The organism is Kitasatospora sp. NPDC057904, assembly GCF_042887925.1.
Classification (GTDB): Bacteria; Actinomycetota; Actinomycetes; order Streptomycetales; family Streptomycetaceae; genus Kitasatospora.
This window is the reverse complement of record NZ_JBHVOL010000003.1, coordinates 23,122-47,331: the sequence shown is the minus strand read 5'-3', so window position 1 is coordinate 47,331 and position 24,210 is coordinate 23,122. Positions and strand designations below refer to the sequence as shown.

At 74.7% G+C, this 24,210-nt stretch carries 21 protein-coding genes; 5 read left to right on the top strand and 16 right to left on the bottom strand.

Annotation, left to right across the window (positions count from 1 at the left end; all coding sequences use genetic code 11):
* Nucleotides 1-21: 21 nt before the first annotated feature.
* From ACFVSN_RS09105 to ACFVSN_RS09080, 6 genes are all read right to left on the bottom strand, one after another.
* Complete coding sequence (locus tag ACFVSN_RS09105; protein WP_380500401.1) at nucleotides 22-1,341, bottom strand: MFS transporter; 1,320 nt, start codon at nucleotides 1,339-1,341, stop codon at nucleotides 22-24.
* 169 nt (nucleotides 1,342-1,510) lie between these two features.
* On the bottom strand, nucleotides 1,511-2,317 hold the full coding sequence (locus tag ACFVSN_RS09100) for a DUF1684 domain-containing protein (protein WP_380445365.1): 807 nt from the start codon (nucleotides 2,315-2,317) through the stop codon (nucleotides 1,511-1,513).
* Between the two features lie 235 nt (nucleotides 2,318-2,552).
* On the bottom strand, nucleotides 2,553-3,413 hold the full coding sequence (locus ACFVSN_RS09095) for an acyl-CoA thioesterase (protein ID WP_380445366.1): 861 nt from the start codon (nucleotides 3,411-3,413) through the stop codon (nucleotides 2,553-2,555).
* A 255-nt stretch (nucleotides 3,414-3,668) separates the two neighbouring features.
* Nucleotides 3,669-4,355, bottom strand: a complete 687-nt coding sequence (locus ACFVSN_RS09090; protein WP_387954675.1) for an alpha-ketoglutarate-dependent dioxygenase AlkB family protein — start codon at nucleotides 4,353-4,355, stop codon at nucleotides 3,669-3,671.
* A gap of 206 nt (nucleotides 4,356-4,561) precedes the next feature.
* Nucleotides 4,562-4,912: a transglycosylase family protein gene (locus ACFVSN_RS09085; protein WP_387954236.1), complete on the bottom strand. Its 351-nt coding sequence runs from the start codon at nucleotides 4,910-4,912 to the stop codon at nucleotides 4,562-4,564.
* Between the two features lie 195 nt (nucleotides 4,913-5,107).
* Complete coding sequence (locus tag ACFVSN_RS09080) at nucleotides 5,108-5,890, bottom strand: transglycosylase family protein (protein ID WP_387954234.1); 783 nt, start codon at nucleotides 5,888-5,890, stop codon at nucleotides 5,108-5,110.
* A 582-nt stretch (nucleotides 5,891-6,472) separates the two neighbouring features.
* On the opposite strand from ACFVSN_RS09080, the gene ACFVSN_RS09075 reads away from it, so the two are divergent.
* A complete protein-coding gene (locus ACFVSN_RS09075; RefSeq protein WP_380445369.1) occupies nucleotides 6,473-7,357 on the top strand; it encodes a hypothetical protein in 885 nt (294 codons plus the stop codon).
* A gap of 226 nt (nucleotides 7,358-7,583) precedes the next feature.
* Nucleotides 7,584-8,336, top strand: coding sequence for a hypothetical protein (locus ACFVSN_RS09070; protein ID WP_387954232.1), 753 nt, complete (start codon nucleotides 7,584-7,586; stop codon nucleotides 8,334-8,336).
* A gap of 261 nt (nucleotides 8,337-8,597) precedes the next feature.
* Here the strand turns inward: ACFVSN_RS09070 and der are convergent, their stop codons facing one another.
* The 4 genes from der to ACFVSN_RS09050 form a co-directional block, all read right to left on the bottom strand.
* Nucleotides 8,598-10,052 (bottom strand): ribosome biogenesis GTPase Der, encoded by a 1,455-nt coding sequence (gene der / locus ACFVSN_RS09065; protein WP_380497618.1) that lies wholly within the window; start codon nucleotides 10,050-10,052, stop codon nucleotides 8,598-8,600.
* A 163-nt stretch (nucleotides 10,053-10,215) separates the two neighbouring features.
* Entirely contained in the window at nucleotides 10,216-10,953 is a 738-nt protein-coding gene (gene cmk / locus ACFVSN_RS09060; protein ID WP_387954230.1) for a (d)CMP kinase, read from the bottom strand.
* A gap of 125 nt (nucleotides 10,954-11,078) precedes the next feature.
* Nucleotides 11,079-12,137, bottom strand: coding sequence for a DUF4419 domain-containing protein (locus ACFVSN_RS09055; RefSeq protein ID WP_380497617.1), 1,059 nt, complete (start codon nucleotides 12,135-12,137; stop codon nucleotides 11,079-11,081).
* 55 nt (nucleotides 12,138-12,192) lie between these two features.
* Nucleotides 12,193-13,278 carry a prephenate dehydrogenase gene (locus ACFVSN_RS09050; protein ID WP_380445373.1) on the bottom strand — a complete coding sequence of 362 codons (1,086 nt, stop codon included), beginning with the start codon at nucleotides 13,276-13,278 and terminating at the stop codon, nucleotides 12,193-12,195.
* A 332-nt stretch (nucleotides 13,279-13,610) separates the two neighbouring features.
* On the opposite strand from ACFVSN_RS09050, the gene ACFVSN_RS09045 reads away from it, so the two are divergent.
* The 3 genes from ACFVSN_RS09045 to ACFVSN_RS09035 all read left to right on the top strand — a co-directional run bounded on the left by ACFVSN_RS09045 (nucleotide 13,611) and on the right by ACFVSN_RS09035 (nucleotide 17,981).
* On the top strand, nucleotides 13,611-15,995 hold the full coding sequence (locus ACFVSN_RS09045) for a DUF4139 domain-containing protein (RefSeq protein WP_387954229.1): 2,385 nt from the start codon (nucleotides 13,611-13,613) through the stop codon (nucleotides 15,993-15,995).
* 2 nt (nucleotides 15,996-15,997) lie between these two features.
* Entirely contained in the window at nucleotides 15,998-17,542 is a 1,545-nt protein-coding gene (locus ACFVSN_RS09040) for a mucoidy inhibitor MuiA family protein (protein WP_387600230.1), read from the top strand.
* Between the two features lie 76 nt (nucleotides 17,543-17,618).
* On the top strand, nucleotides 17,619-17,981 hold the full coding sequence (locus ACFVSN_RS09035; RefSeq protein WP_380445376.1) for a DUF952 domain-containing protein: 363 nt from the start codon (nucleotides 17,619-17,621) through the stop codon (nucleotides 17,979-17,981).
* A 55-nt stretch (nucleotides 17,982-18,036) separates the two neighbouring features.
* On the opposite strand, the gene ACFVSN_RS09030 is transcribed toward ACFVSN_RS09035, so the two are convergent.
* From ACFVSN_RS09030 to ACFVSN_RS09005, 6 genes are all read right to left on the bottom strand, one after another.
* Nucleotides 18,037-19,020: a helix-turn-helix domain-containing protein gene (locus tag ACFVSN_RS09030; RefSeq protein WP_380445377.1), complete on the bottom strand. Its 984-nt coding sequence runs from the start codon at nucleotides 19,018-19,020 to the stop codon at nucleotides 18,037-18,039.
* Nucleotides 19,021-19,233: 213 nt separating this feature from the next.
* On the bottom strand, nucleotides 19,234-20,502 hold the full coding sequence (locus ACFVSN_RS09025) for a pseudouridine synthase (protein WP_380500394.1): 1,269 nt from the start codon (nucleotides 20,500-20,502) through the stop codon (nucleotides 19,234-19,236).
* Nucleotides 20,502-21,158: an SMC-Scp complex subunit ScpB gene (locus tag ACFVSN_RS09020; RefSeq protein WP_380446365.1), complete on the bottom strand. Its 657-nt coding sequence runs from the start codon at nucleotides 21,156-21,158 to the stop codon at nucleotides 20,502-20,504. Before ACFVSN_RS09020 ends, ACFVSN_RS09025 begins: the two co-directional genes overlap by 1 nt.
* 362 nt (nucleotides 21,159-21,520) lie before the next feature.
* Nucleotides 21,521-22,384: a segregation and condensation protein A gene (locus tag ACFVSN_RS09015; RefSeq protein WP_380446359.1), complete on the bottom strand. Its 864-nt coding sequence runs from the start codon at nucleotides 22,382-22,384 to the stop codon at nucleotides 21,521-21,523.
* Nucleotides 22,385-22,518: 134 nt separating this feature from the next.
* On the bottom strand, nucleotides 22,519-23,142 hold the full coding sequence (locus ACFVSN_RS09010; protein WP_387954226.1) for a hypothetical protein: 624 nt from the start codon (nucleotides 23,140-23,142) through the stop codon (nucleotides 22,519-22,521).
* Nucleotides 23,139-24,194 carry a ParA family protein gene (locus ACFVSN_RS09005; protein WP_387954224.1) on the bottom strand — a complete coding sequence of 352 codons (1,056 nt, stop codon included), beginning with the start codon at nucleotides 24,192-24,194 and terminating at the stop codon, nucleotides 23,139-23,141. The genes ACFVSN_RS09010 and ACFVSN_RS09005 overlap by 4 nt, the downstream gene beginning before the upstream one ends.
* Between the last annotated feature and the right edge of the window lie 16 nt (nucleotides 24,195-24,210).

The following is a 24,210-nucleotide window of genomic DNA, read 5'->3' as shown; positions in this document are numbered from 1 at the left end:
TGGGGCGGGGCAGGGGGTTGATCAGGGCGTCGGGTGGCGGGCGTCGTAGGTGAGGAAGGCGGGGCGGCGGGCGGCGAGGAGGAGGACGGCGGCGACGCAGGCGAGGCCGCCGGTGATCACGGAGGTCGCGGGGCTGGTGAGGGCGGCGACGGCGCCGGACTCGAAGTCGCCGAGGCGGGGGCCGCCCACGACGACGACCATGAAGATGCCTTGAAGGCGTCCGCGCATCTCGTCCGGGGCCGCGACCTGCATCATCGTGCTGCGGAAGATCATGCTGACGGTGTCGGCGCAGCCGGCGAGGGCGAGCAGGAGGAGGCCGAGCCAGAGGTTGTGGAGCAGGCCGAAGGTGGCGATGGCGAGGCCCCACGCGGCGACGGCGGCGAGGACGGCGACGCCCTGGCGGTGGATGCGGGCGACCCAGCCGGAGAAGAGGGCGCCGATCAGGGCGCCGACGGCGGGGGCGGAGACGAGGAGGCCGACGGTGCGGGCGTCGCCGCCGTAGAAGGTGACGGCGATGGCGGGGAAGAGGGAGCGCGGCAGGCCGAAGATCATCGCGGCGAGGTCGGCGAGGAAGCTGGTGCGCAGGTTGGGCTGCTCGCGCAGGAAGCGGAGGCCGTCGAGGACGGAGGCGCGGGCCTTGCCCTCGCCGAGTGGCCGCATGGCGGGCAGGCGCCACATCGCGTAGAGGGTGCCGGTGAAGGCGACGGTGTCGACGAGGAAGGCCGACTGGGCTCCGTAGGCGCCGATGAGGAGTCCGCCGAGCATGGGGCCCACGGTCATGCCGAGGTTCATGCTGACGGTGTTCAGGGCGTTGGCCGCGGGGAGCTGGTGGGACGGGACGAGGCGCGGGATCATCGCGGAGCGTGCGGGCGAGCTGAGGGCGAAGAAGCAGGCCTGGGCGGCGACGGCGGCGTAGAGGACGGCGACCTGGCCGAGGCCGGCGATGGCCTGGACGGCGAGGACGGCGGAGACGAGGGCCAGGCCCGCGGCGCCGATGAGGCCGAGCTTGCGGCGGTCCACGCGGTCGGCGATCACGCCGCCGTAGAGGCCGAAGGCGATGAGCGGGACGAACGAGAAGAGGCCGACCACGCCGGTGGCGAAGGCGGAGTGGGTCAGGTCGTAGACCTGGACGGAGACGGCGACGGCCGTCATCTGCTGGCCTATGGAGGAAACGGCCTGGCCCACCCAGACCCGCCGGTAGTCGGCGTGGTCGCGCAGCGGGCTGAGGTCGGCGAACGCCCGCCGGTACCAGGGGGCGGCGACCTCGGGGGACGACGGAACGGGGTCGGCGGGCGGCGAGGCCTCTGAAGGACGCGTTGATGAATGATGGTCGTTCGGCACAACCGTCCATGTTCCGCCCCGCCGTCCGCATGCTCCCCACCGGGGCCCGGACGAACAGCCGCCGGGGGCCGGACGAGCGGCCACCTGCCCCGGGGGAGCAGCCACCGACGCCCGGGAGAAAACCGCCGGCGCCCCGGGAGAGAGCCGCCAGGCCCCGGTCGGCCCGCGGCTACCGGGTCAGGACCTGCTTCTCCCCCGCCTCCACCGCGAAGTCCAGCCGGTTGCCCGGCGGCGGGAACGGGCAGATGAAGTGGTCCGCGAAGGCGCACGGCGGCAGGTAGGCCCGGTTGAGGTCGAGCACGGTGCGGCCGTCGGCGTCCGGTGCGGGGAGGGTGATGAAGCGGAAGCGGTAGGTGTCGATGCCGCTCGTCGCGTCGGCGATGACGCCGCTGAGGCGGTCGCCCGCGCTGCTGACGGTCAGGGTGCGGTGCTCGCCGGCGACCGTGAACGCGATCTGCCCGGTGACGGCCAGCGGGCGCTCCTTGCCGTCCGCGTTCGGGACCACGACCGACTGCGCGTCGGCGGCGTCAAACGGGGTGAAGACGGCGGGGACGGCCCACTCCGGCGAGTAGGGGTAGGCGGAGATGCCGGCGAAGGACGCCCGGCGGGGCGCGGCGGGGTCGAAGACCCGCAGGGCCAACTCGCCCTCGCGCTCGATCGGGACGAGCAGGACGTCGCCGAGGGTGGCGATGTCGGCGGCCGGATCGGTGTCGGGGCGGAGCAGGACCTCGCCGTCGACGGGCGAGGCGTCGCCGCCGACCGTGGCGCCGCCGACCGTGATGCCGTCGGCCGCCACCGCACGCAGTCGGACGCCCTCCGCGTCGGCCCACCAGAGCCCGGGCAGGCCGGGGAGCTCGCCGGGCTCGGGCTCCAGCCAGTGCGTGCCAGTGAGTGCGAGCTGCCCGTGCGGCGCGCTCACCGACGCCGCCCGGTGGTCACTCCAGTGCTTCCAGTCCTCCGCGGCCGTCTCCGTCATCGGCAGACCCTCCCAATCCGGTCCGCGGCCCGCCGCCCGGCGGACCGCCCGTCTCGGCGACCAGCCGTTCCGCGGGCCGCCCTTTCTCGATCACCCAGCACAACACCGGCCACGCGGCCGGTCCATTCCCGTCACCGCCGCCCGACCGGAAACGGAAACACGGCGGCAACGGGACGCAATCGGACCGCGCCCCTTCAGCCCGTCACCGCTTCAGCCCCGTCACCCCTCCAGCCAGTCACCCCTTCAGCCGCCGGAACAGGCCTTCCTGCACCACGGAAACGACCAGTTGCCCGTTCCGGTCGAAGATCTCCCCGCGGGCGAGCCCGCGCGCGCCGTGGGCGATCGGGGATTCCTGCTGGTAGAGCAGCCAGTCATCGGCGCGGAACGGACGGTGGAACCACATCGCGTGGTCCAGCGAGGCCATGTCGAAGTGTCTGGTGCCCCAGAGCGGCTCGACAGGGGCGCGCACGGCGTCGAGGAGCGTCATGTCGCTCGCGTACGTCAGGGCGCAGACGTGTATCAGCGGATTGTCGGGCAGGGCGCCGTTCGTCCGCAGCCAGACGCCGCTGCGCGCCTCGACGTCCGTCAGCTCCTCCTTCGTCCAGCGCAGGCGGTCGACGTAGCGGATGTCGAAGGGCTGGCGGCGGCTGATGAACGGGGGCAGTTCGCCGAGCCGGGCGCCGACCTCCTCCAGGGCGCTGGGCAGCTCCTCCGGAGCGGGGACCCCCGGCATGGGGACCTGGTGCTCGATGCCGCCCTCCTCGGGGTGGTGGAAGTCGGCCGTGAGGGCGAAGATCGAGCGCCCGCCCTGGATGGCGAGCACGCGCCGGGTGGTGAAGGAGCGGCCGTCGCGGATCCGGTCGACCTGGTAGACGATCGGCACGCCGGGGACCCCGGGGCGCAGGAAGTAGGCGTGCAGCGAGTGCACCGGCCGGTCGTCGTCGACCGTCCGCCCCGCCGCGACCAGCGCCTGTCCGGCGACCTGGCCGCCGAACGTGCGCTGCAGCGCCTCCTCGGGACTGCGACCACGGAAGATGTTCAGCTCGATCTGCTCCAGGTCGAGCAGATCGACGAGGTCGTCGACGGGGGTACCCATGGCTGCGCTTCCTCTCCGGGCTTTCCGGGACCGCGGCCCGGACGAAGGTATTCCGCCCGCCTGCCGGAGCCCGTTCCTCTCGAATTCTCCAGCTCACTCGAATCCTCCGGCGACCGCTGGAATTCCCGCTCCCCGGACCCGACCCCCCGATTCACTCGAACGAGTGCCCGATCGCCGACCTGCCGACCCGCCAACCCGCCGGCCTGCCGGCCTGCCGACCACCCACTCGCCGGCCACCCACTCGCCGCATCGGCCCTACACCAGCCCCGACTCCCGCACGGTGATGTTGAGCCGCCCCACCAGCCCCAGCGCCGGATCCGCCGTCCCCGCGAGCGTCCGCACCACCCCGTGGTACGCGAACCGGGCCGGCCCGCCGAAGACGAGCAGGTCGCCGCTGCGCAGCTCCAGATCGGTCCAGGGCCGGGTCCGGGTCTCGGTGTTCCCGAGCCGGAAGACGCAGGTGTCGCCGAGCGAGAGTGATACGACGGGGGCGTCCGTCCGCTCGTCGCGGTCCTGGTGGAGGCCCATCCTGGAGCCGTGCGCGTAGTGGTTGACGATCGCGGTGTCCGGCTCGTAGGACGAGGCGCCTGCGATCCGCGCGGCCCGCTCCCCGTACGCGTCCGCCACCGCGCACCGGGCGAGGTCCGAGAGGAGCGGCGGGAACGGCTTGACCGGCGCGCCGTCGTCGGCGGTCCGCCGGTAGCCGTAGGGGTACCAGTGCCAGCCGAGGCTCACCATCCGGACGGACATCAGCCCGCCCGTGGGCATCCGGACGGCGTGCAGGCCGGCCGGGCCGCGGGCCCACTCCCGGCAGGCCGCGACGAGGCGCAGCTGGGCGTCGGCGTCCAGCCAGCCGGGGAGGAGGACGGCGCCGGGCGCCGGTTCGGAGCGCTCGCGCGGGGCGGAGGGCTCCGAAGGGTCACCGAACAGCTCGCCCTGGATCACGCCACCATCCTCGCGCACCACCAGCCGGAAGCCCCCACCCGGCCGGAAGCCCCCACCCGACCAGAAACCCTTGCCTGACCGGAAACTCCCACCCGACCGGAAAGCACCACTGGCCGGAAGCCCCCACCCCAGCAGAAACCTCACCCACCAGAACCTCACCACCCAGAAGCCCCGCCGGAGACCGGAGACCGAGGCGGACGCCCTCACCCCACCAGCCCCAGTTCCCGCGCGCAGTCCGGCCACGCCTCCCAGCCCTCCCGCCGGAGGATCTCCTCCCCCACGGTGGTCTGCTCGCGGCGGGTCGCGTGGTCCGGCCGGTCGGCGAAGCGGAGGCCGCCCGCCTCCGTCCAGGTGGGCGCCCAGATCTGCAGGCCGCCGTAGTAGCCGTTGCCGGTGTCGGCCCGCCAGTCGCCGCCGCTCTCGCAGTCGGCGAGCTCGTCCCAGATGAGGTCCGCGACTCGCACGGCCGACCAGGCCCGTCCCCCGACCGGCACCAGTGCCGCCGCGCAGAGCGCCGTCACGGCCAGCAGGACGGCGACCGGCAACGCCGCCACGCCCCACCCGGAACGCTCATCACACGAATGCGGCACAGCAGCCGACCCTAGGCGCGCCGCGGCGACCCCCGCCCCGACACGCCGGACACGCCGACGGCCGCTCCCCCGCGCAGCGGAGAAGCGGCCGTGACGATGACCTGGACGAGGCAACGGGCGCCCTCAAGGGCCCCTGGTGTCACCCGCCGTCGATCGACGTCAGATGCTCAGAACCTGGCCCGGGAAGATCAGGTCCGGGTTGCCGCCGACGACCTTGGCGTTGTTCTTGTACAGGTCGTGCCAGTCGAGGCCCTGCGCGGCGGCGATGGCGCTCAGCGTGTCACCGGACTTGACGGTGTAGCTGCCACCCTTGGCCGGAGCAGCCGGAGCAGCCGGAGCGGTCGGAGCGACGGGCTTGGCGTCGTTCGAGCGGTTCCAGGACTGCGCGCCCTTGTCGGCCTTCGGCGCGGCCTTCACGGCGGCGTCGGCCTTCGGGGCCTGGGTGGGCTTCGCGGCCGGAGCGGCCGGAGCAGCCGGCTTCGCGGCCGGAGCGGTCGGCTTGGCGGTGTTCGCGCCGGCCGAGGTGTCGACGGCGGCCGGGGCCCCGCCCTTGGTCAGGCCGGCCTTGACGGAGCACACGGGCCAGGCGCCCGGGCCCTGCGAGGCGAGGACCTTCTCCGCGACGGAGATCTGCTGCGCCTTGGTGGCCTGGTTGGCCTGCGAGGCGTAGGCGGTGCCGCCGAAGGCGGCCCAGGTGCTGGAGGTGAACTGCAGGCCGCCGTAGAAGCCGTTGCCCGTGTTGATGGCCCAGTTGCCGCCGCTCTCGCACTGGGCGACGGCGTCCCAGGTGGAGACGGGGGCGGCGGAGGCCGAGGTGGCCGTGACGAGGCCGGCCACCGGCAGGGCCGCGACGGCGGCGCCCGCGACGACCGCCATGCGCACGCGGTTGCGCTTGGTGGCGGTGGAGGTGGTGGCAGCGGCGGTCTCGTGACGGAAGGTCATGGGGTTCCTCTCGACAGCCCCGGGCGGGCAGGCGGAACCAGGCCCTGGAAGGGGCCGCGTTCCTTGCCGCGTCCGTCGGACGGCCGTGCACGTGTCGGACGTGCCGCTGCCGCCCCGGCCACCCAGCCGCTCGCCGACGACCTGTTCGAGCGGTCGCGTCGGCGGGCACGTGCCGCTGCCGGTGCGGGACCGGCGGGCTGTGCGTCGGGGGTGAACCCGGGTGGCGCTCGTTGCGCCGTCCAAAAAGCTACGAGGCGGTCGGCGGGGAAACCAAAACCCGAACGGTCTGCCCAGCTCACGCAAGGGTTACCAGCGGTAACGACAACACAATCCTGCCCGAATTGTCCGTTTTGGCCACTACTTCCAAGATCAAACATCCAGGCCGGGTGACCTACCTCACGGTTTCATTCTGGCAGGCCCGCCCACGACATCGACACATTGCGACCACAGGAACACGCACTGCGGTCGGATCCGGGGCAATTCCCGTCAGCCTCGACGACCACCCGTGACGCCTGACACAGGGGTCCGTTGGTTATGGCGACCTCCCCGTAACCGCAATCAAGACCCACTCCAGGAGACCCTGTGCCGCGCATGCTCGACGTCAGCGACGAGGTCCGGTCCGAGATCGGCGACGACGAGGCCGACCGCCTCCTCGGCGGCGACCGCGCACCCGACAGCTACGAGTGCACCTCCTGCCGCACTCCCGGTGACACCTACTCGGACCCCACCAGCACGGTGCTGTTCGTGGGAGACGAAACCGCCGTGCTCGCCTTCGCCCACGCCCGCTGCATCCCGTCCCAGGTGGTGCCGGTGGCGGAGGAGCAGCTGGCCGGAGCCGTCCGCAGCATCAACCAGGCCCAGACCGACACGCCGGGCCTCCCCGCCGTCAACGCGCCCGCGCCGTCCGCCGTGGTGACGCCCACCGCCCCGATCCCCGCGGCGACCACCCCGGCGCTTGGCGCCCCGGTCGCCGACGACCGGCCCAGCGCCCCCGGCCAGGCCGCCATCCTCGGCATCACCTGCGGCCTGGTGCTGCACGGCAAGGTCGGTCACGCGTCGCTCGTGGTCGAGCCGACCGGGCCGGTCGGCCGGCCGGGCAACACCACCGGCGAGGACGAGTTCCTCGACCTGCTCCAGGACGCCGGCTTCCAGCCCGTCGCCGACCTCGACGAGACGCCCGACCAACTCCCGGGCTGGTCGGTCCTGGTGGCCATGGGCAAGCTGCACGCGATCCTGCAGCCCGCGGCGGCCGGCGGCAGCACCGGCTGGTGGCAGGCGCACCAGCCGCTCCAGGTGACGGACGCGTGGCGGCTGGCCGCGAGTCAGCTGTCCGAGGTGACGATGTACGCCGTACCGGCCGGGACGGTCGGCCGACAGCCGCGCGAGGACCTGCTCCGCCAGGCGCTGGAGCGCGCGGTGTCGATGGGCCGGGTCGTCGCCGCCTCCCTCCCGCTCGCCGGCACCTGAGCCGTACCCCCGCCCCACGCCACCCCACCCCACCGCGCCGCCCGGCCCGCGCCCCCGCGCATCGACCACCCCACACCGCAACACCCCGCAGCACGCCGCAACACCCCGCACCACCCCGGCCCGACGCCCCCACGGCCGGAAGGCGGCCCTCCGATCGGCATAGGCCACCTTCCGGCCGGGTCCCCCGCCCCCGCATCCCCGGACGACTTCGCTCGTTGGCCCCTGTGTGTACAGCTACGACGTCTCCGCGACCCCCGGCAGGACCGCCACCGTCCCCCGATCGATCCCGGGCATGCGCCCGTCGTACGACGCCGAGCACCCCCACTCGACGACGCCGATCTACGACGAGCTGTACTCCGAGTACCGGCGGCTGTTCCGCGCGCTGCCGGGCGACCGGTCGGGCGAGGAGGACCTGAAGTTCACCGGCTTCGCGATCCGGGAGGGGTACCCGCTACCGGTGGACCCGCGGTCGTACCCGCAGCAGCAGGCGTTCCAGACCTACGGGGGCCAGGCGGCGGGCCTGCCACAGTTCATGCCCGCCCAGCAGGCGAACGCCCACCCCGCCAACCCCACGAGCGACGGCTACGGACAGGCCACGCAGCACGCCACCGGCCACCACCCGACGGGACACCACACCACCGGACACCACAGCACCGGGCACCAGACCACCGGAAACCACCCGGCCGGTCCCCACACCACCGGCCCCCACGCCACCGGCCATCACCACATCACGAACCACCACCCCGGCGGGCACCACCAGCCGAACGGCCACCAGGTCCAGCCCGCACCGCAGTTCACCAACGGCCAGGGATGGGTGGCCGCCGGCTTCCTCGGCTCGCCGGGCCAGGTGCCCCACCCGATGCCCGCGCCGCCCCCGGTCCCGTCCCCGATGATGGGCACGGCCCCGTCCGCCGCCGCCGGCGGACGGCACCGGCAGATGCTGTCCCTCCCGCCGGGCCGCATGGGCGACCACCACTGACCCGCCGCCCGAACCGGGCCGGGCCGCATGGGCGACCACCACTGACCCGCCGCCCGAACCGGGCCGGGCCGCATGGGCGACCACCACTGACCCGCCGCCCGAACCGGGCACCACCGAACGACCCGACCGTGCACCGCCAGGCCACCCGAACCAGGCACCACCGAACGACCGAGGGCCCCGCCGCCGAAGCGACGAGGCCCTCACTCGCGAAGGTGCGCGGGCGCCTACGGCCCCACGCACCAAGCGGTGCCGGTGCTACTACTACTTCTTCTTGTTGCGCTTCTCCCGCACGCGCACCGAGATCGAGATCGGCGTCCCGACGAAGCCGAACTCCTCGCGCAGCCGGCGCTCGATGAAGCGGCGGTAGCCCGCCTCCAGGAAGCCCGAGGCGAACAGCACGAAGCGCGGCGGACGGGAGCCCGCCTGGGTGCCGAACAGGATGCGCGGCTGCTTGCCGCCGCGGATCGGGTGCGGGTGGGAGGCGACGAGCTCGCCGAGGAAGGCGTTCAGGCGGGCGGTCGGGATGCGGGTCTCCCAGCCGTCCAGCGCGGTCTCGATCGCCGGGACGAGCCTCTCCATGTGCCGGCCGGTCTTGGCCGAGACGTTGACGCGCGGGGCCCACTGCACCTGGACGAGGTCGCGCTCGATCTCGCGCTCCAGGTAGTAGCGGCGCTCCTCGTCGAGCTGGTCCCACTTGTTGTAGGCGATGACGACGGCGCGCCCGGCCTCGACGGCCATCGAGATGATGCGGGTGTCCTGCTCGGCCAGGGTCTCGCTGGCGTCGATCAGGACGACCGCGACCTCGGCCTTCTCCAGCGCGGAGGCGGTGCGCAGCGAGGCGTAGAAGTCGGCGCCGGCGGTGAGGTGGACGCGGCGGCGGATGCCGGCCGTGTCGACGAACTTCCAGGTCTTGCCGCCGAGTTCGATCATCTCGTCGACCGGGTCGCGGGTGGTGCCGGCCAGCTCGTTGACGACGACGCGCTCCTCGCCGGCGACCTTGTTGAGCAGGCTGGACTTGCCGACGTTCGGGCGCCCGATCAGCGCGACGCGGCGCGGGCCGCCGGGGGCGGCGCCGCCGAAGGTCTGCGGCGGGGCCTCGGGCAGGGCGGCCATGACGGCGTCGAGCAGGTCGCCGGAGCCGCGGCCGTGGAGGGCCGAGACGGGGTACGGCTCGCCCAGGCCGAGGGACCACAGGTAGGCGGCCTCGGCCTCGGTGGACTGGCCGTCGACCTTGTTGGCGCACAGGACGGTCGGCTTGCCGGCCCGGCGGATGATCTTGATCAGGGCCTCGTCGGTGTCGGTGGCGCCGACGGTGGCGTCGACGACGAACAGCACCGCGTCGGCCTGCTCGATGCCGAGCTCGGCCTGGGCGGCCACCATCGCGTCGATGCCGAGGACGTCGATCTCCCAGCCGCCGGTGTCGACGACCTTGAAGCGGCGGCCGTTCCAGCTGGCCTCGTAGCTGACCCGGTCGCGGGTGACGCCCGGCTTGTCCTCGACGACGGCCTCGCGGCGGCCGATGATGCGGTTCACGAGGGTCGACTTGCCGACGTTCGGGCGGCCGACGATGGCCAGCACCGGCAGCCGGAGGTGCTCGGCGGCGTCGAGGCCGTACACGTCGTCGAGGTCGAAGCCCTCTTCGGCGGCGAGGGCCATGAACTCGGCGTACTCGGCGTCGTCCAGCTCACCGTGGCCGGTGGCGTGCTCTGCGGTCATGTTCGTCTGTTCCGTTTCCCGGCCCGGCCCTTCCCAGGGGCGCGCCGTGCGTACCTGCCCCGCTCGGGGCAGCGCGAGTACTTCTCCTGCGGCACCTCGGCGGTGCCGCAGTTCGTTCGGGATCACCCGGGGCCGGAGCCCGGCGGGCCACCCCCATGAAGGATCACACCGACGACAGGCCGGCCCGCTCCTCCACCAGGGCGACGATCCGCCCGATGACCTGCTCCAGCGTGAGGTCGCTGGTGTCCACGAGGACCGCGTCGGCGGCCTGGGTCAGCGGGGCCGTCTTCCGGGAGGAGTCGGCGGCGTCCCGGCGGGCGAGGTCGGCGGCCATCGCGGTGATGGTCGCCTCGTCGACGCCCTTGGCGCGCAGCTCGGCCGCCCGGCGCTCGGCGCGGGCGGTCTCGGAGGCGGTCAGGAAGATCTTGACGGTGGCGTCCGGGAACACCACGGTCCCCATGTCCCGGCCCTCCGCGACGATGCCGCGCTCGGCGACCCCGGCGCAGCCGCGCTGCAGCTCGACCAGCCGGGTGCGCACCGCCGGCACCGCGGACACGGCGCTGACCCGCGCCGTCACCTCGGGGCCGCGGATCGGGCCGGACACGTCCTGCCCGTCCACGGTGATGGTGGGCCCGTCGGCGTCCGTCCCCGACACGATCACCGGCTTGCCGCACGCGATGGCCACCGCCTCCGCGTCGTCCGTGTCGACGTCGTTGGCCAGCATCCACCAGGTCATCGCCCGGTACATGGCACCGGTGTCCAGGAAGCTCAGGCCCAGCCGGGCGGCCACGGCGCGCGAGACGGTCGACTTGCCCGAACCGGAGGGTCCGTCGATGGCGACGACGACCGGGGCGTGCGCTCGGTCGGCAGTGTCCACGGGGTCGAACCTCTCTCTGAGCATGGGATCCGGCGCCTGGACGGCCAGTGGGCAGGCGTTGAACAGGCATGCGGCCGGGGATTGTCTCCCTCAAGGTTAATGGACCGGCGCGGGCCCCCGCCCCGCCAGGCCCGACCGCCCCGACGGCCCTACCGCCCCAGCAGCTCCACGACCGCGTTCCCCAGCCGGGGCCGGACGTACTCGCCGTCCCGCTCGATGCCGAGCACCCCGCCCAGGAAGGCCATCGCGAGCTGCCCGTCCGGCCTGCCCCACGCGAAGGGCACCGTCGAGACGTGCGACGGAAAGGCGTTCTCCTCGAAGGACAGCCCCCGCCACCCGAAGACCGTCCGCGGCTCCGGACCGGAGGGCCTCCGGGTGTGGGCGAAGAAGGCCGTGATCCACCCGGAGACGAAGTCCCCGCCGGAGTCCGACCGCCACTTGTACAGCGAGCGCCAGAACTCCTGGTCCACCGGCCAGCCGGCCGCCGTCCGCGCCAGGACCCTCAGCACCGGGCGCAGCTCCGCGAACCAGGGCGCGAGCGGCTCGAACCACGGCGCCAGCTCGCCGACCCGCTCCGCCAGCAGCGCCCAGTCGTTCGCGGTCCCCTCCAGGCGGACCCGGGGGATGCCGCACAGCGTCTCCCACCGGAACTCGTAGTAGGGGCTGACGACGTCCATCAGCGCGACCAGCACGGACGAGACGTCGTCCGGCGTGGTCGTCGAGAAGTCCGGCCGGAACAGCTCGACGAGTTCCGCCCCCACCGCCTCCGCCAGCGGCTCGCGCACCAGGCGGATCGACGCGGCCCAGTCCGGCTCCGGGCCCAGCAGGGAGTTGTCCCGGACGACGATCGGACGCTTCTCCCCCGACGGGTCCGCGCCGAACACCCCCGCGTACAGGTCCGCGTTCAGGCGCACGTGGACGGCCACCTCGTGCACCACCGCGTACCAGAGCACGTCCGGCGACAGGCTCAGCGGCAGGTGCCCGCAGAACGCGACGTGCGCCGCCCGCAGCAGCAGGCTCCACGTCGGCTCGTCCCCGGCCGGCCGCTGCCGTTCCGCCGGGGCGGCCAGCAACGAGACCGCACTGCGGTGGTGGAGGCGGAACTCCCCACCCACCACGGCCGCCAGGAACGCGTCGTTCCCGACGACGTCCAACTCCCCCACGTCGCCCGGCTCCTGGCCTTCACCGAGTGGTATCTCGACGATCACGACAGCTCCCCCGCGCCCCTCGGCCCCGCACGCTCTGCCCGCTCTTCCAGGGCCCTCAGTCCCGCACGCTCCACCCGCTCGCCCGCAGCGCCGCCGTCAGCGGCTTCACGGCCGCCGGGGCGACGGACAGCTGGACGAAGCCGACCTGCTGCCCGTCGGAGTGCTCGATGACGACGTCCTCGATGTTGACCCCGGCCGCGCCGACCTCGCCGAAGAGGCGGCCGAGCTCGCCGGGCTGGTCGCCGAGGACGACCGACACGGTCTCGTACCGGGTGGGCGGCGCGCCGTGCTTGCCCGGGATGCGGGCCTGCCCGGTGTTGCCGCGCCGCATGACGGCCTCGATGCCGGCCGCGCCCGAGCGGCGTTCGGCCTCCTCGGCGGCGTCCAGGGCGCGCAGCGCGGTGACGGTCTCGCCGAGGTCCGCGGCGACCTCCTCCAGGATGTCGGCGACGGCGCCCGCGTTGGCGGAGAGGATGTCGACCCACATGCCGGGGTTGGAGGCGGCGATCCGGGTGACGTCCCGGACGCCCTGCCCGGAGAGCCTTATCGCCGTCTCGTCGGCGTGCTCCAGCCGGGCGGCGACCAGCGAGGACACCAGCTGCGGGGCGTGCGACACGAGTGCGACCGCCCGGTCGTGCGCGGCGGCGTCCATGACGATCGGCATCGCGCCGCACAGCGCGACGAGCTCCAGGGCGGCATTGAGCGTCTCGGTGTCGGTGTCGGCGGTGGGGGTGAGCACCCAGGGCCGGCCCTCGAAGAGGTCGGCGCGGGCGGCCAGCGGGCCGGAGCGCTCACGGCCGGCCATCGGGTGGCTGCCGATGTAGTGGACGGTGTCGCAGCCGAGCGCGGCGACCTCGGCCCGCGGGCCCTCCTTGACGCTCGCAACGTCGGTGTACCAGCGGGCCAGGTTGCGGCGCTGGCAGTCGGCGAGCACCTTGCCGACCAGCGCGGGCGGGACGGCGATGACCGCGAGGTCGACCGGGCCGTCGGCGGGTTCGGTGGTGCCCGCGCCGAGCGAGGCGGCCGTGCGGGCGGCGTCCGGGTCGGCGTCCTCCAGGTGGACGGTCAGCCCGCGGCCGGTCAGGGCGAGGGCGGCGGAGGTGCCGATGAGTCCGGTGCCGACGACGACGGCAGTGCGCATGGCGGGTCGCTCTCCTTCACGGGCCTGTTCACGGGCCTGGCCGGCGGGCCGGGGTGTGCTCGCCCCATCCTCTCGCATGGCCCCCGCCCTCGCGCCCACCACCCACCCCACCACCGGAGAGGCCCGCCCCACCACCGGGGAGAACCACCCCACCACCACAGCGACCCACCCCACCACCGGACAGAACCGCCGACACCCGGCCCCCGTCCCACAGAGTGCACACGCCACCGCGCGGGCGAATTCCGGAGACGCCCGCCCGGAAGCGGGGCAGACTGGCCGCCCGAGCAGAGACCGTCGGCGCAGGCGGCAGGACGCGAACGAAGGGGTTGCGCATGGACGATCAGCACAGTGGCGAGGTCCAGCGGCGGAAACCGGCGGCCGTACCGGCGCACCCGTCGGTCCTCGACTCGGTCGTGGTGTACGCCGAGGGCGCGGTCTGCCGCCGCCGGGCCACCGTGCCCGTCCCGGCCGACGGCCGCCTGCGGCTGACGGGCCTGCCCCGCACGCTGGACGGCCGCTCGCTGCGCGCCCGGGTGCTCGCCGGCCCGGCCGGCGCGGCCGTGACCGAGGCGCGCGTGGAGCAGCTCGCCGAGATCCGCGACGAGTCCGAACTCCCCTCCCTCCGACGGGAATTGGACGAGGCCAGGGAGCACCTGAGCGCCCTCGTCGAACGCCACCGCCTGGTCCTCGCGTCGATCGCCGAGACGAGCGACCTGCGCGCGGTGCCGCCGCAGCGGCGGCGGCCCGACGAAGTCCTGCGCCGCACCCCCGCCGACGCGTGGCTGGAGCTGGCCGAGTTCGTCGACGAGCGGCTGGCCGGACTCCAGGCGCGCGCCGAGCAGCTCACCCGGGAGATCGAACTCGCTGACCATGCCTGCGAGTTGATTAACGACCGGCTGGAGCGCGCGTCCACCGCAGGACCGTCCCACCCGGTGGAGACGGCCACCACCGTCCTGCTCACTCTGACGACCGCCCCCGCCCCCGCCGGCGAACCGGCCACGGCCGCACCCACCCCCGCCGGCACCCCCACCGCCGACGAACCGGACACCGCCGCACCCACCCCCGTCACCCCCGCCACCCCCGCCCACCTGGAGATCGAGCTGGAGTACGGCGTCGCCGCCGCCCGCTGGATCCCCGCCTACCGGCTGTCCTACCGGCACGGCGCCGACACCGGCCGCCTCGTCCTGCGCGCCTCCGTCGCCCAGCAGACCGGCGAGGACTGGACGGGCGTCCGCCTCGCGCTGTCCACCGCGGACCTCGACCGCCGCACCGACCTGCCCAGGCTGCGCTCGCTGCGGATCGGCCGCAGCCAGCCCGCGCCGCCGCCGTCCGGCTGGCGCGAGCCCCCGGGCGGCCTGTCCGACCTGTTCTCCGGCTACGACGCGGCCGACGAGCTGCCCGGCAGGCCCCGGCCCCGCGGCGGCGGCCCGCTCGCCGTCTCGGCGCCGACGCCCAGCCCCCCGGCCTGGCTGCAACAGCCCCGCCCGTCCGCCCCCCAGCCCGCGCCGCCCGGCCGCCCGGGACGCGCCGCTCGCCCCGGCGGCAGTCCGTACGGTGTGAGCGGGCGCGGCGGCGGCACCCTGGACGCCGCCGACGGCGACTACCCGCTGCCCGCATCGCCGCCCCCGCCCGGCCCCGGCTTCGCCGGCTACGGCGGCGCTCCGGTCCCCCAGTCGGGGCCCCCGGCACCGGTCGCGCCCGGCGGCCCCGCCCCCGCCGCCTTCGGCGCCCCGGCGCCCGTGCCCGGAGCCGCCCCGGCCGCCCGGTCCGCACCGCCCGAGGCCATGAAGCGCATGGCCCACCGCAAGCGCGCCGGCGCCGTCGAATCCGCCGACGTCTGGAACGACGGCCCGCCGACGGCCCACGGCGGCCTCACCCCCGCCGCGGCCCTGCTCGACTACCCCGAGCTCGTCCTGGCCGGCCCCGACGAGCCCGCCGCCCGCCGCGGCACCCTCCGCCCGCCCGCCGCCACGCCGGACACGGGCCCCGGCAGCCCCGGCGCCCTCGGCGGCCTCGGCCGCGTGCGCGGCCTGCGCCTGCCCCGGCACGCCGTGGCGCCGCGCGTCTCGGCCGGCTCCTTCGACCACCGCTTCGACGCCGCCGCCCCCGCCGACATCCCGTCGGACGGCACCTGGCACACCGTCACGGTGGACGAGATCCCGCTGTCCGTCCGCCCCGAGTACGTCACCGTCCCGGCCGTCGAGGAGAAGGTGTACGCGACGCTCGTCCTCGCCAACCGCACCGACCGCGCCGTCCTGGCCGGCCCGGTCGAGGTCACCGTGGACGACGAGTTCCTGCTCACCGCCGCCCTGCCCACGCTCGCCCCCGGCGGAGTGCGGCGGGTGGGCATCGGCGTCACCGAGAGCATCGAGGTGGCGCGCCGCACCGAGCTGCACGAGGCCGCCGCGGGCAAGCTGAACGTGCTGAACAACAGCACCGTGCTCGACCACCGGGTGCACGTCGAACTGGCGAACCGGCTCGGCCGGGCCGTCACCGTCGAGGTCCGCGAGCGCGTGCCGGTCTCCTCCGACGCCGAGATCCGGATCGAGGAGCGCGCCGACTGGCACGCCCCGACGGTCCCGACCCCGGAGTGCCCGCCCAGCAGCCGGCTCTGGCGGGTCGAACTGCCCCCGGGCGGGCGCGCCGAGCTCGACGGCGGCTACCAGATCAAGATCCCGGCCGGAAAGGCCATCGTCGGCGGAAACCGGAGGAACTGAGAATGACCGGAACCATCCCCCTCCCCGTCACCGCCGTCACCTGCCTGGAGGACCGAAGCCAGGTCGAGCGCACGACGACGGTCGACCTCGTCGCGGGCGTCCAGCGCCTGCGCCTGGGCCCGCTCACCGCGCTCGCCGTGGACCGCACCCTGCGCGCCGAGAGCAGCACGCCCGGCAGCCGCGTCCTGGATGCCCGCCTGGTGCGCAGCTGGACCCCTCGCTCCCCGCAGCCGCCGGGCCCGGAGGACTCCGAACTGCGCCACCGGCTGCACGAACTGGACGCCGAGACCCGGCTGACCGACCAGGCCCGCACCCGCCTGGAGGCCCGGCTGGCGCTGCTCGCCCAGCTCTCCGCCGACCTCCTGCGCGAGGTCGGCGAGGGCGCCGGCGTCGGCGAGGTCGAACGCGCCCGCTGGACGCGCGAGCTGGACCGGGTGGACGCCGAGCGCGAGCGCCACGGCGAGGAACTGCGCGCCACCCGCTCCCGGCTGCGCCGCCTGGAGGAGGAGCGCTCGCAGGCGCTGACCGCGCTCGACGAGGCCGAGGAGGAGCCGGCCGAGCTGGTCGCCCACCTGGACCTCACCGTCGAGGCCGCCTCGGCCGGCCCCGGCACGCTGACCGTCAGCCACCTGGTGCCGTGCGCGCTCTGGCGCCCGTCCTACCGCGCCACCCTCGCCGGCGGGAGCCTGCGCCTGGAGTCGGAGGCCGTCGTCTGGCAGCGCACCGGCGAGGACTGGACCGGCGCGCGGCTCACCTTCTCCACCGCCCGCTCCGCCCTCGCGACCGCCCCGCCCGCGATCACCGAGGACGTCCTGATGCTGCGCGAGCGCACCACCGAGGAGCGCCGGACGGTCGAGGTCGAGCTGCGCGAGGAGACGGTCGGCACGCTCGCCCCGGACGCCGCCGTGCCGGGCGTGGACGACGGCGGCGAGGTCCGGGTGCTGCCCGCGCCCGCCCCGGCCACCGTGCCGTCGGACGGCCGGGCGCACCGGGTGCCGCTGGGCGGCTTCGACGCACCGGCGAGCAGCGAGTACGCGTGCGCGCCGGAGCTGTCCCCGCTGGTCACCCAGGTGGTCCGGTTCCGCAACGCGGCCGGGCACCCGCTGCTGGCCGGCCCGGTCGAGCTGGTCCGCGGCAGCGGCTTCACCGGCCGGGGCGAACTGCGCTTCACCGCGGCCGGAGCCGAGGCCGAGCTGGCGTTCGGCAGCTCGGACGGCTACCGGGTGGTCCGCGAGACCGAGGAGCGGCAGGCCACCGCCGGGCTCACCGGCCGCCAGACGACCACCCGGAAGGTCCGGCTGCACCTGTCCCGGTTCTCCGGCCCGGAGGAGCGGGACGAGCAGGTCGTCACGGTCCGCGAGCGGGTGCCGGTCTCGGAGGTGTCGGCGGTGGAGGTGCGGCTGCGCAAGGAGGAGTGCACTCCGGCCCCGGACGCCTTCGACGCCGAGGGCATCGTCCGCTGGGACGTGCCGCTCGGCCCGGGCGCCCGCCGGACGGTCACGCTGGTGTACGAGGTCTCGGCCTCCTCGAAGGTGGCCGGACTCTGACACCCGCGCCGGAGTGACACCGGATCAGCACCAGCCCGCTCAGCACCAGAGGGACCGAACCGGGTACAAAAGGAACATGATCCTCCACCTCGCACCCCTGGACGACTGGCTGGCCGACCCCGGCCGCCCGTACGCCGCCGCCTCGCTGCTCACCGACGGGTTCATCCACTGCTCGGCGGACGAGCGGACCGCGCTCGCGGTGGCCAACCACTTCTTCGCCGACGCCCCTGATCCGCTGATGGTGCTGCTGATCGAGGAGTCGCTGGTGGAACCGATGGTCAAGTGGGAGGCCCCGCACGGCGCACCGCCGCCCGGGGCCACGCCCGGCGTGCAGTTCCCGCACATCTACGGCCGGCTGAACCGGTCCGCCGTGGTGGGCCTGGAGAAGGTCCTGCGCGGCCCGGACGGCCGCTGGGCCTCCCTCACGCCCTGGAGCTGAGCCCGCAAGAGCCGGGCCCCGAAGCCGGGCCCTCGACGACCGTCAGGCCGCGGGCTCACAGCCACCCGCGCTCCCGCGCCGCCATGCCGGCCTGGAAGCGGGTGGTGGCGCCCAGCGCCCGCATCAGGCTCTGCAGCCGGCGCTGGGTGGTGCGGGCGCTCCAGCCGAGCGAGCGGGCGATCGACTCGTCGGTCAGGCCGGCCGCCAGCAGGCCCAGCAGCTTGCGGTGGTCGGCCGCCGGCTCCAGCGCCGTGTCCGTCGCGCCGATCGCGGCCTGGAGCTGGACGGCCCGCTCCCACTCGGCCTCGAACAGGGTGTCCAGCGCCTGGAGCAGCGCCGAGGGATGGATGACGTAGGCGGCGTCGAGGACGCTGTCGCCGACGCTGATCGGGATGATCGCCATCCGGTCGTCCGAGATGATCATCTTCATCGGCAGCGTGGGCCGGACCCGCGCCTCCTCGCCGTCCGCGACGCCGACCAGGATGTTCTTCTCCAGCCGACCCGGCCAGGCGACCGCCTCCCGGTCGTAGATGGTCCGGAAGCGCAGCCCCTCGCGCAGCCGGTCGCGCTGCGTCGGCATGAGCCCCACCGGGTCCTGGATGTACGGCGGGCAGTCGAAGCCGCGCACCTGGTACTGGCTGGTCTCGGTGATGTGCTCCAGCCGCTGGGCGATCGCCTCGCCGCCGGTGAGCACCTCGACCGAGTGCGCCGGGTCGGTGTAGCGCGACGCCTCCCGGAAGGCGTCCATCAGCCGGTGCATCTCGGCGCGCGCGTGGCGCAGTTCGGACTCGCGGTGGCCTATCAGGGTCCCGATCGCGACGTCGGGGGCGACCGGCAGGTAGCGCTGGCGGTCCACCGGCGCGCGGGTGGCCATGCCCTGCTGGGCGAGCCGGTCGAGCGCGCGCACGCTCTGCTGGAGGGTCAGCCCGCAGGTCTCGGCCAGGTCCTCCGCGGTGGACTGCGGGTTGGCCACCAGCGCGGCGTAGACCTGCCCGTCCGGCTCGGCCAGTCCCAGTGCGCTGAGTGGTGCATCGGACACGACGCGGTCTCCCCCTGTTCGCCCCCACCGGCGCCCGCCCTGGCGCACTCCCGCCACGTGGCGCGGCGGTGGTCAGATGGCCATCCTCTGCCACGGATCACGGCGCTGACAAGGCCGTGACCAGCGGGTGCGTCCCGGCTCACACACACGCCGGAGGGTCCCCCGCCACCACGGGCGGGAGACCCTCCGGAGAACTGTCGGTGAACCGGGGCCCTACAGGCCGACCTCGTGCATCAGCTGGCCGACCTCGGGGTTGGTGAGGCGGCGCAGCCAGCCCGACTTCTGGTCGCCCAGCGCGATCGGGCCGAAGTGGGTGCGCACGAGCTTCTCGACCGGGAAGCCGACCTCGGCCAGCATCCGGCGCACGATGTGCTTGCGGCCCTCGTGCAGGGTGACCTCGACCAGGTAGTTCTTGCCGACGTTCGAGATGACCTTGAAGCTGTCGGCGCGGGCGTAGCCGTCCTCCAGCTCGACGCCCTGGGCGAGCTGCTTGCCCAGGTCGCGCGGGATCGGGCCCTGGATGGCGGCCAGGTAGGTCTTGGTCACGCCGTACTTGGGGTGGGTGAGGCGGTGGGCCAGCTCGCCGTGGTTGGTGAGCAGGATGATGCCCTCGGTCTCGGTGTCCAGGCGGCCGACGTGGAACAGCCGGGTCTCCCGGTTGGTCACGTAGTCGCCGAGGCACTGGCGGCCTTCCGGGTCCTCCATGGTGGAGACGACGCCGGCCGGCTTGTTGAGCGCGAAGAACAGGTAGGACTGGGTGGCGACGGTCAGGCCGTCGACCTTGATCTCGTCCTTCTGCGGGTCGACGCGCTTGCCCTGCTCGGTCACGGTCCTGCCGTTGACCTCGACGCGGCCCTGCTCGATCAGCTCCTCGCAGGCGCGGCGGCTGCCGATGCCGGCCCGGGCCAGGACCTTCTGCAGGCGCTCGCCCTCGGGCTCGCCGAAGGTCTTGGGCAGCTTGACGGCGGGCTTGTCGTGCCGGGCGAGGACGGCGTCCTCGATCCTGGCCTGGAGCTCGCGCGAGCGCTGCGGCTGACGGCGCGGGTCGCCCGGGGCACCCTGGCCCTCGCGGCGCGGGCGCGGCGCCGGGCCGGGGCGCCGGCCGGCGAAGCTGCCGCGGGCGGGGGTGGCGTTGGGGCCGCCGCCGAACTCGGGGCGGTCGTAGCGCCGCTCCTCGGGCCGCAGCGGGCGGTCCGGGAAGCGGCGGTCGTCGCGCCGGTCGTCGCGCCGGTCGTCCCTGCGGTCGTCGCGGCGGGGGTCCCGCCCGGACGAGCCGGAGCCGCCGCGCGAGCCCGCGCCGCCGCCGTAGGAGCCGCCCCGCGAGCCGCCGCCGTACGAACCGCCGCCGGACGAACCGCCCCGCGAGCCCGAGCCGCCGCGGCCGCCGCCGCCCCCGTAGGAGCCGCCGCCCCGGCCCCCGCCCTGTCCGCCGCGACCGCTTCCGCCGCCGCTGCTGTTCCTGCCGTTGCCACTGCTACGCATCAAAGTGTCCGTACGTCGTTCCGTCTGGGATGTGCGGTCGTTTCGGCCGACCTCACCGCCCCCTGCCGATCGTGCTCAGCCCGACCGGCCTCGCCACTGCCGTCCGCGGCCTGCGCGGCAGCGGCGGCGACCGCCTCCGCGATCATCGTGCCCTCCAGGGACTCCGCTTCCACGTCGTCGACCTCGGGCAGGAAGGGAGCGAGCTCCGGCAGCTCGTCCAGGCCGCGGAGCCCCATCCGTTCCAGGAAGTAGTTCGTCGTCCGATACAGGATCGCACCTGTTTCGGGCTCGGATCCGGCCTCTTCCACCAGTCCTCGCTGTACCAGGGTACGCATCACGCCGTCACAGTTCACACCACGGACGGCCGAGACCCGCGATCTGGACACCGGCTGACGGTAGGCGACGACCGCCAGGGTCTCCAGCGCGGCCTGGGTGAGCCGGGCCTGCTGGCCGTCCAGGACGAAGCGGTCGACGGCCGGGGAGCAGGCGGCCCGGCTGTAGAAGCGCCAGCCGCCGGCGACGTGCCGCAGGTCGAAGCCGCGCCCCTGGGCGGTGTACTCGGCGGACAGCCCGCGCAGGGCGTCGGCGATCTCGGTCCGGGGCCGCTCCAGCACGCCGGCCAGCCGGTCCTCGGTCACCGGTTCCTCGACGATCATCAGGATCGCCTCTAGCTCGGCCCGCAGCCCGACGCCGGGCGCCCCGGCCTCCCCGACGCCGGGCGCCCCGACCTCCCCGGCTTCCTCTGCGTACTCGGCCTCCGCCGGGACCGCCGGCACGTCGGAAGTCGGCGGAGCCGACTTCTGGTGCACCACACGCGCCCCCGCCACGCGCACCTCAGCCACCGGCTCCGCCATGGGCGCCTCAGCCACGCGCGCCTCAGCCACCGGCTCCGCCGCCCGCTCCGGCTCGTCCGGCACGAGCTCGAAGACCGGCTCCAGCCACTCCTCGGCCCGCGGCCGCCCGGGCAGCCCCAGCCGGCGGCGCTGCGGCCGCCCGCCGCCGTCCGCAGACGTCTCCGTCACCCGTCCTCCTCCTTCTCCCCCGCCGGCCGGTCGAACTCGTCCGTGACCTCCACCGCGCCGCGTCCCGGCTCGGCCACCCACCGCACGGTCAGCTCCCCGAGCGCCTCCGGCTGCTCGAAGGCGAGCGCCTGCTCGCGGTAGAGCTCCAGCAGCGCGAGGAAGCGGGCCACGACGACCAGGGTGTCCGGCGCGTCCGCGACCAGCCGCCGGAACGACGCCTCGCCCAGCTCCGTGAGCAGGGCCGCCACCAGCCCGGCCTGCTCGCGCACGCTGACCGGCGGGGTGTGGATGTGGTCCACGTACACGACGGGCGCCGGCTTCGGCTCCATCGCCTTCGCCGCGAGCTGCGCGAGCCGCTCAGCGCCGATGGTGATCACCACCTCGGGCAGCAGCTCGGTGTGGTGCGGCTCCAGCCCGGCGGTGCGCGGGCGCAGGCGCAGCTCGGCGGCCCATCGCTCCCCGAACACCTCGGCCGCCCGCTTGTACGCCCGGTACTGCAGCAGCCGCGCGAACAGCATGTCGCGCGCCTCCAGGAGGGCGAGGTCCTCCTCGTCCTCGACCTCGGCGGCGGGCAGCAGCCGGGCGGCCTTGAGGTCGAGCAGGGTGGCGGCGACGACGAGGAACTCGGTCGCCGCGTCGAGGTCCCAGTCCGGGCCCATGGCCCGGATGTGTGCGAGGAACTCGTCCGTCACGGTGGCCAGCGCCACTTCGGTGACGTCCATCCGGTGCTTGGCGATCAGGCCCAGCAGGAGGTCGAAGGGGCCCTCGAAGTTGTCCAGCCGCACCCGGAACCCGCCCCGCGACCCGTCGTCGGTCCCGGGGCTCGCGGTGGTGGCAGGCGGTTCGGTGGTGCTGGGCATGGCGTTCCATCTTCACCCGGCCCCGGCGCCCGCCCCGCCCCGGGGCCGTCGACACGCCGTGCGCCCGAATCCCCGGGGCGCCCCGGGGACGCCCGCCGAGGCCCGGAGGGCCCTTGGCCCTGCCCCTGGGGCCCTCAGCGACCGCGCAGGCGCCGCACCAGGATGGAGGCCTCGCCGCGCTGCTCCAGGTCCGCCAGGACGACCGCGATGGCCTCCCGGACGATCCGCCCGCGGTCCACGGCCAGGCCGTGCTCGCCGCGCAGCACCAGCCGGGTGTGCTCCAGGTCCATGAGCTCCTCGGCGGACACGTACACGGTGATCTTCTCGTCGTGCCGCTCGCGCCCGCTGGGCCGCCGCGGCGCGCGGCCGCGCGGGCGGGCCCGTCCGGCGGTGCCCGCCTGCTCCTCGGCGGTGCCGGCGTGCCGGGCGGCCGCCGGGGCGCCGGCCGGGGTGGCGGCGGCGCCGCGGCCGCCCTGGACGGTCTTGCCGCCCGGGGCCCCGGCGGAGCGCTGCACGGGCGGCTGCGCGGGCGCCGGGACGGTGGCGGCCGACTGGTCCTGCGGGGACGGCCGGCGTCCCGTCTCGCCGGTGCCCCGGGCGTCCTGCGTGCCCTCGGCGCCCTCGGCGCCGTCCGTGCCGTTGCCGGTCCGCGCGGTCTCCGGTCTGGATGCCTCGGCGGCCGGACGCGGCGCGAGGGACGGCGACAGCGCCATCCCGCCGGTGGTCCGGAACAGCTCGTCGGCACCCGGGAGACTCACTCGGCGGGGCGGCACCGGTCGAGCACCTCCCTGGCGAGCTGGCGGTAGGCGGCGGCACCGACCGAGTTGGTCGCGTACGTGGTGATCGGCTCGCCGGCGACGGTGGTCTCCGGGAAGCGCACGGTCCGCCCGATGACGGTGTGGAAGACGTGCTCGCCGAACGCCTCGACGACGCGCGCGAGCACCTCGCGGCTGTGCACGGTGCGCGAGTCGTACATGGTGGCGAGGATGCCGTCCAGGCGCAGCTCGGGGTTGAGCCGCTCGCAGACCTTCTCGATGGTCTCGGTGAGCAGCGCGACGCCGCGCAGGGCGAAGAACTCGCACTCCAGCGGGACGATGACGCTGTGAGCGGCTGTCAGCGCATTGACCGTCAGCAGGCCCAGCGAGGGCTGGCAGTCGATGATGACGTAGTCGTAGTCCGGCAGCAGGGGCTTCAGGGCGCGCGCCAGCGCGGACTCCCGGGCGACCTCGCTGACCAGCTGGACCTCGGCGGCGGAGAGGTCGATGTTGGACGGCAGCAGGTCCATGCCCGGCACGGCCGTCTTGAGCAGGACCTCATCGGCCGTCAGGCCGCGCTCCATGAGGAGGTTGTAGACCGTGACGTCGAGTTCCATCGGGTTGACGCCGAGTCCGACCGAGAGCGCGCCCTGCGGGTCGAAGTCGACGAGCAGCACCCGGCGGCCGTACTCGGCCAGCGCGGCGCCCAGGTTGATGGTCGACGTGGTCTTGCCGACGCCGCCCTTCTGGTTGCACATCGCGATGATCTGCGCGGGGCCGTGCTCGGCCACCGGCGCGGGGATCGGGAAGTAGGGCAGCGGGCGGCCGGTGGGGCCGACCCGCTCGCGGCGCTGGCGCGCGGCGTCGGGGGCCAGCGTGGCGGCGTACTCCGGGTCCGGCTCGTACTCGGCGTCCGGGTCGTCGTAGGCGCCGTAGGCGAACTCGCCGTAGGCCGCCAAGTCGGCGTCGTGATCGGTCACCGTGGTCACCTGCGCTGTGTTCTGGCGTGCTTCGAAGGTACGGAGTGCGACCGAGCCGACCTCGGCCGAGCCCACGGAGGGCTGCCGGGCC

What these genes read in the sequence shown, in the direction of transcription:
- ACFVSN_RS09100 (WP_380445365.1), bottom strand. Translation starts at nt 2,317, where the DNA reads ATGACGGAGACGGCCGCGGAGGACTGGAAGCACTGGAGTGACCACCGG.
- ACFVSN_RS09095 (WP_380445366.1), bottom strand. Translation starts at nt 3,413, where the DNA reads ATGGGTACCCCCGTCGACGACCTCGTCGATCTGCTCGACCTGGAGCAG.
- ACFVSN_RS09080 (WP_387954234.1), bottom strand. Translation starts at nt 5,890, where the DNA reads ATGACCTTCCGTCACGAGACCGCCGCTGCCACCACCTCCACCGCCACC.
- der (WP_380497618.1), bottom strand. Translation starts at nt 10,052, where the DNA reads ATGACCGCAGAGCACGCCACCGGCCACGGTGAGCTGGACGACGCCGAG.
- cmk (WP_387954230.1), bottom strand. Translation starts at nt 10,953, where the DNA reads ATGCTCAGAGAGAGGTTCGACCCCGTGGACACTGCCGACCGAGCGCAC.
- ACFVSN_RS09050 (WP_380445373.1), bottom strand. Translation starts at nt 13,278, where the DNA reads ATGCGCACTGCCGTCGTCGTCGGCACCGGACTCATCGGCACCTCCGCC.
- ACFVSN_RS09045 (WP_387954229.1), top strand. Translation starts at nt 13,611, where the DNA reads ATGGACGATCAGCACAGTGGCGAGGTCCAGCGGCGGAAACCGGCGGCC.
- ACFVSN_RS09040 (WP_387600230.1), top strand. Translation starts at nt 15,998, where the DNA reads ATGACCGGAACCATCCCCCTCCCCGTCACCGCCGTCACCTGCCTGGAG.
- ACFVSN_RS09035 (WP_380445376.1), top strand. Translation starts at nt 17,619, where the DNA reads ATGATCCTCCACCTCGCACCCCTGGACGACTGGCTGGCCGACCCCGGC.
- ACFVSN_RS09025 (WP_380500394.1), bottom strand. Translation starts at nt 20,502, where the DNA reads ATGCGTAGCAGTGGCAACGGCAGGAACAGCAGCGGCGGCGGAAGCGGT.
- ACFVSN_RS09020 (WP_380446365.1), bottom strand. Translation starts at nt 21,158, where the DNA reads ATGATCGTCGAGGAACCGGTGACCGAGGACCGGCTGGCCGGCGTGCTG.
- ACFVSN_RS09015 (WP_380446359.1), bottom strand. Translation starts at nt 22,384, where the DNA reads ATGCCCAGCACCACCGAACCGCCTGCCACCACCGCGAGCCCCGGGACC.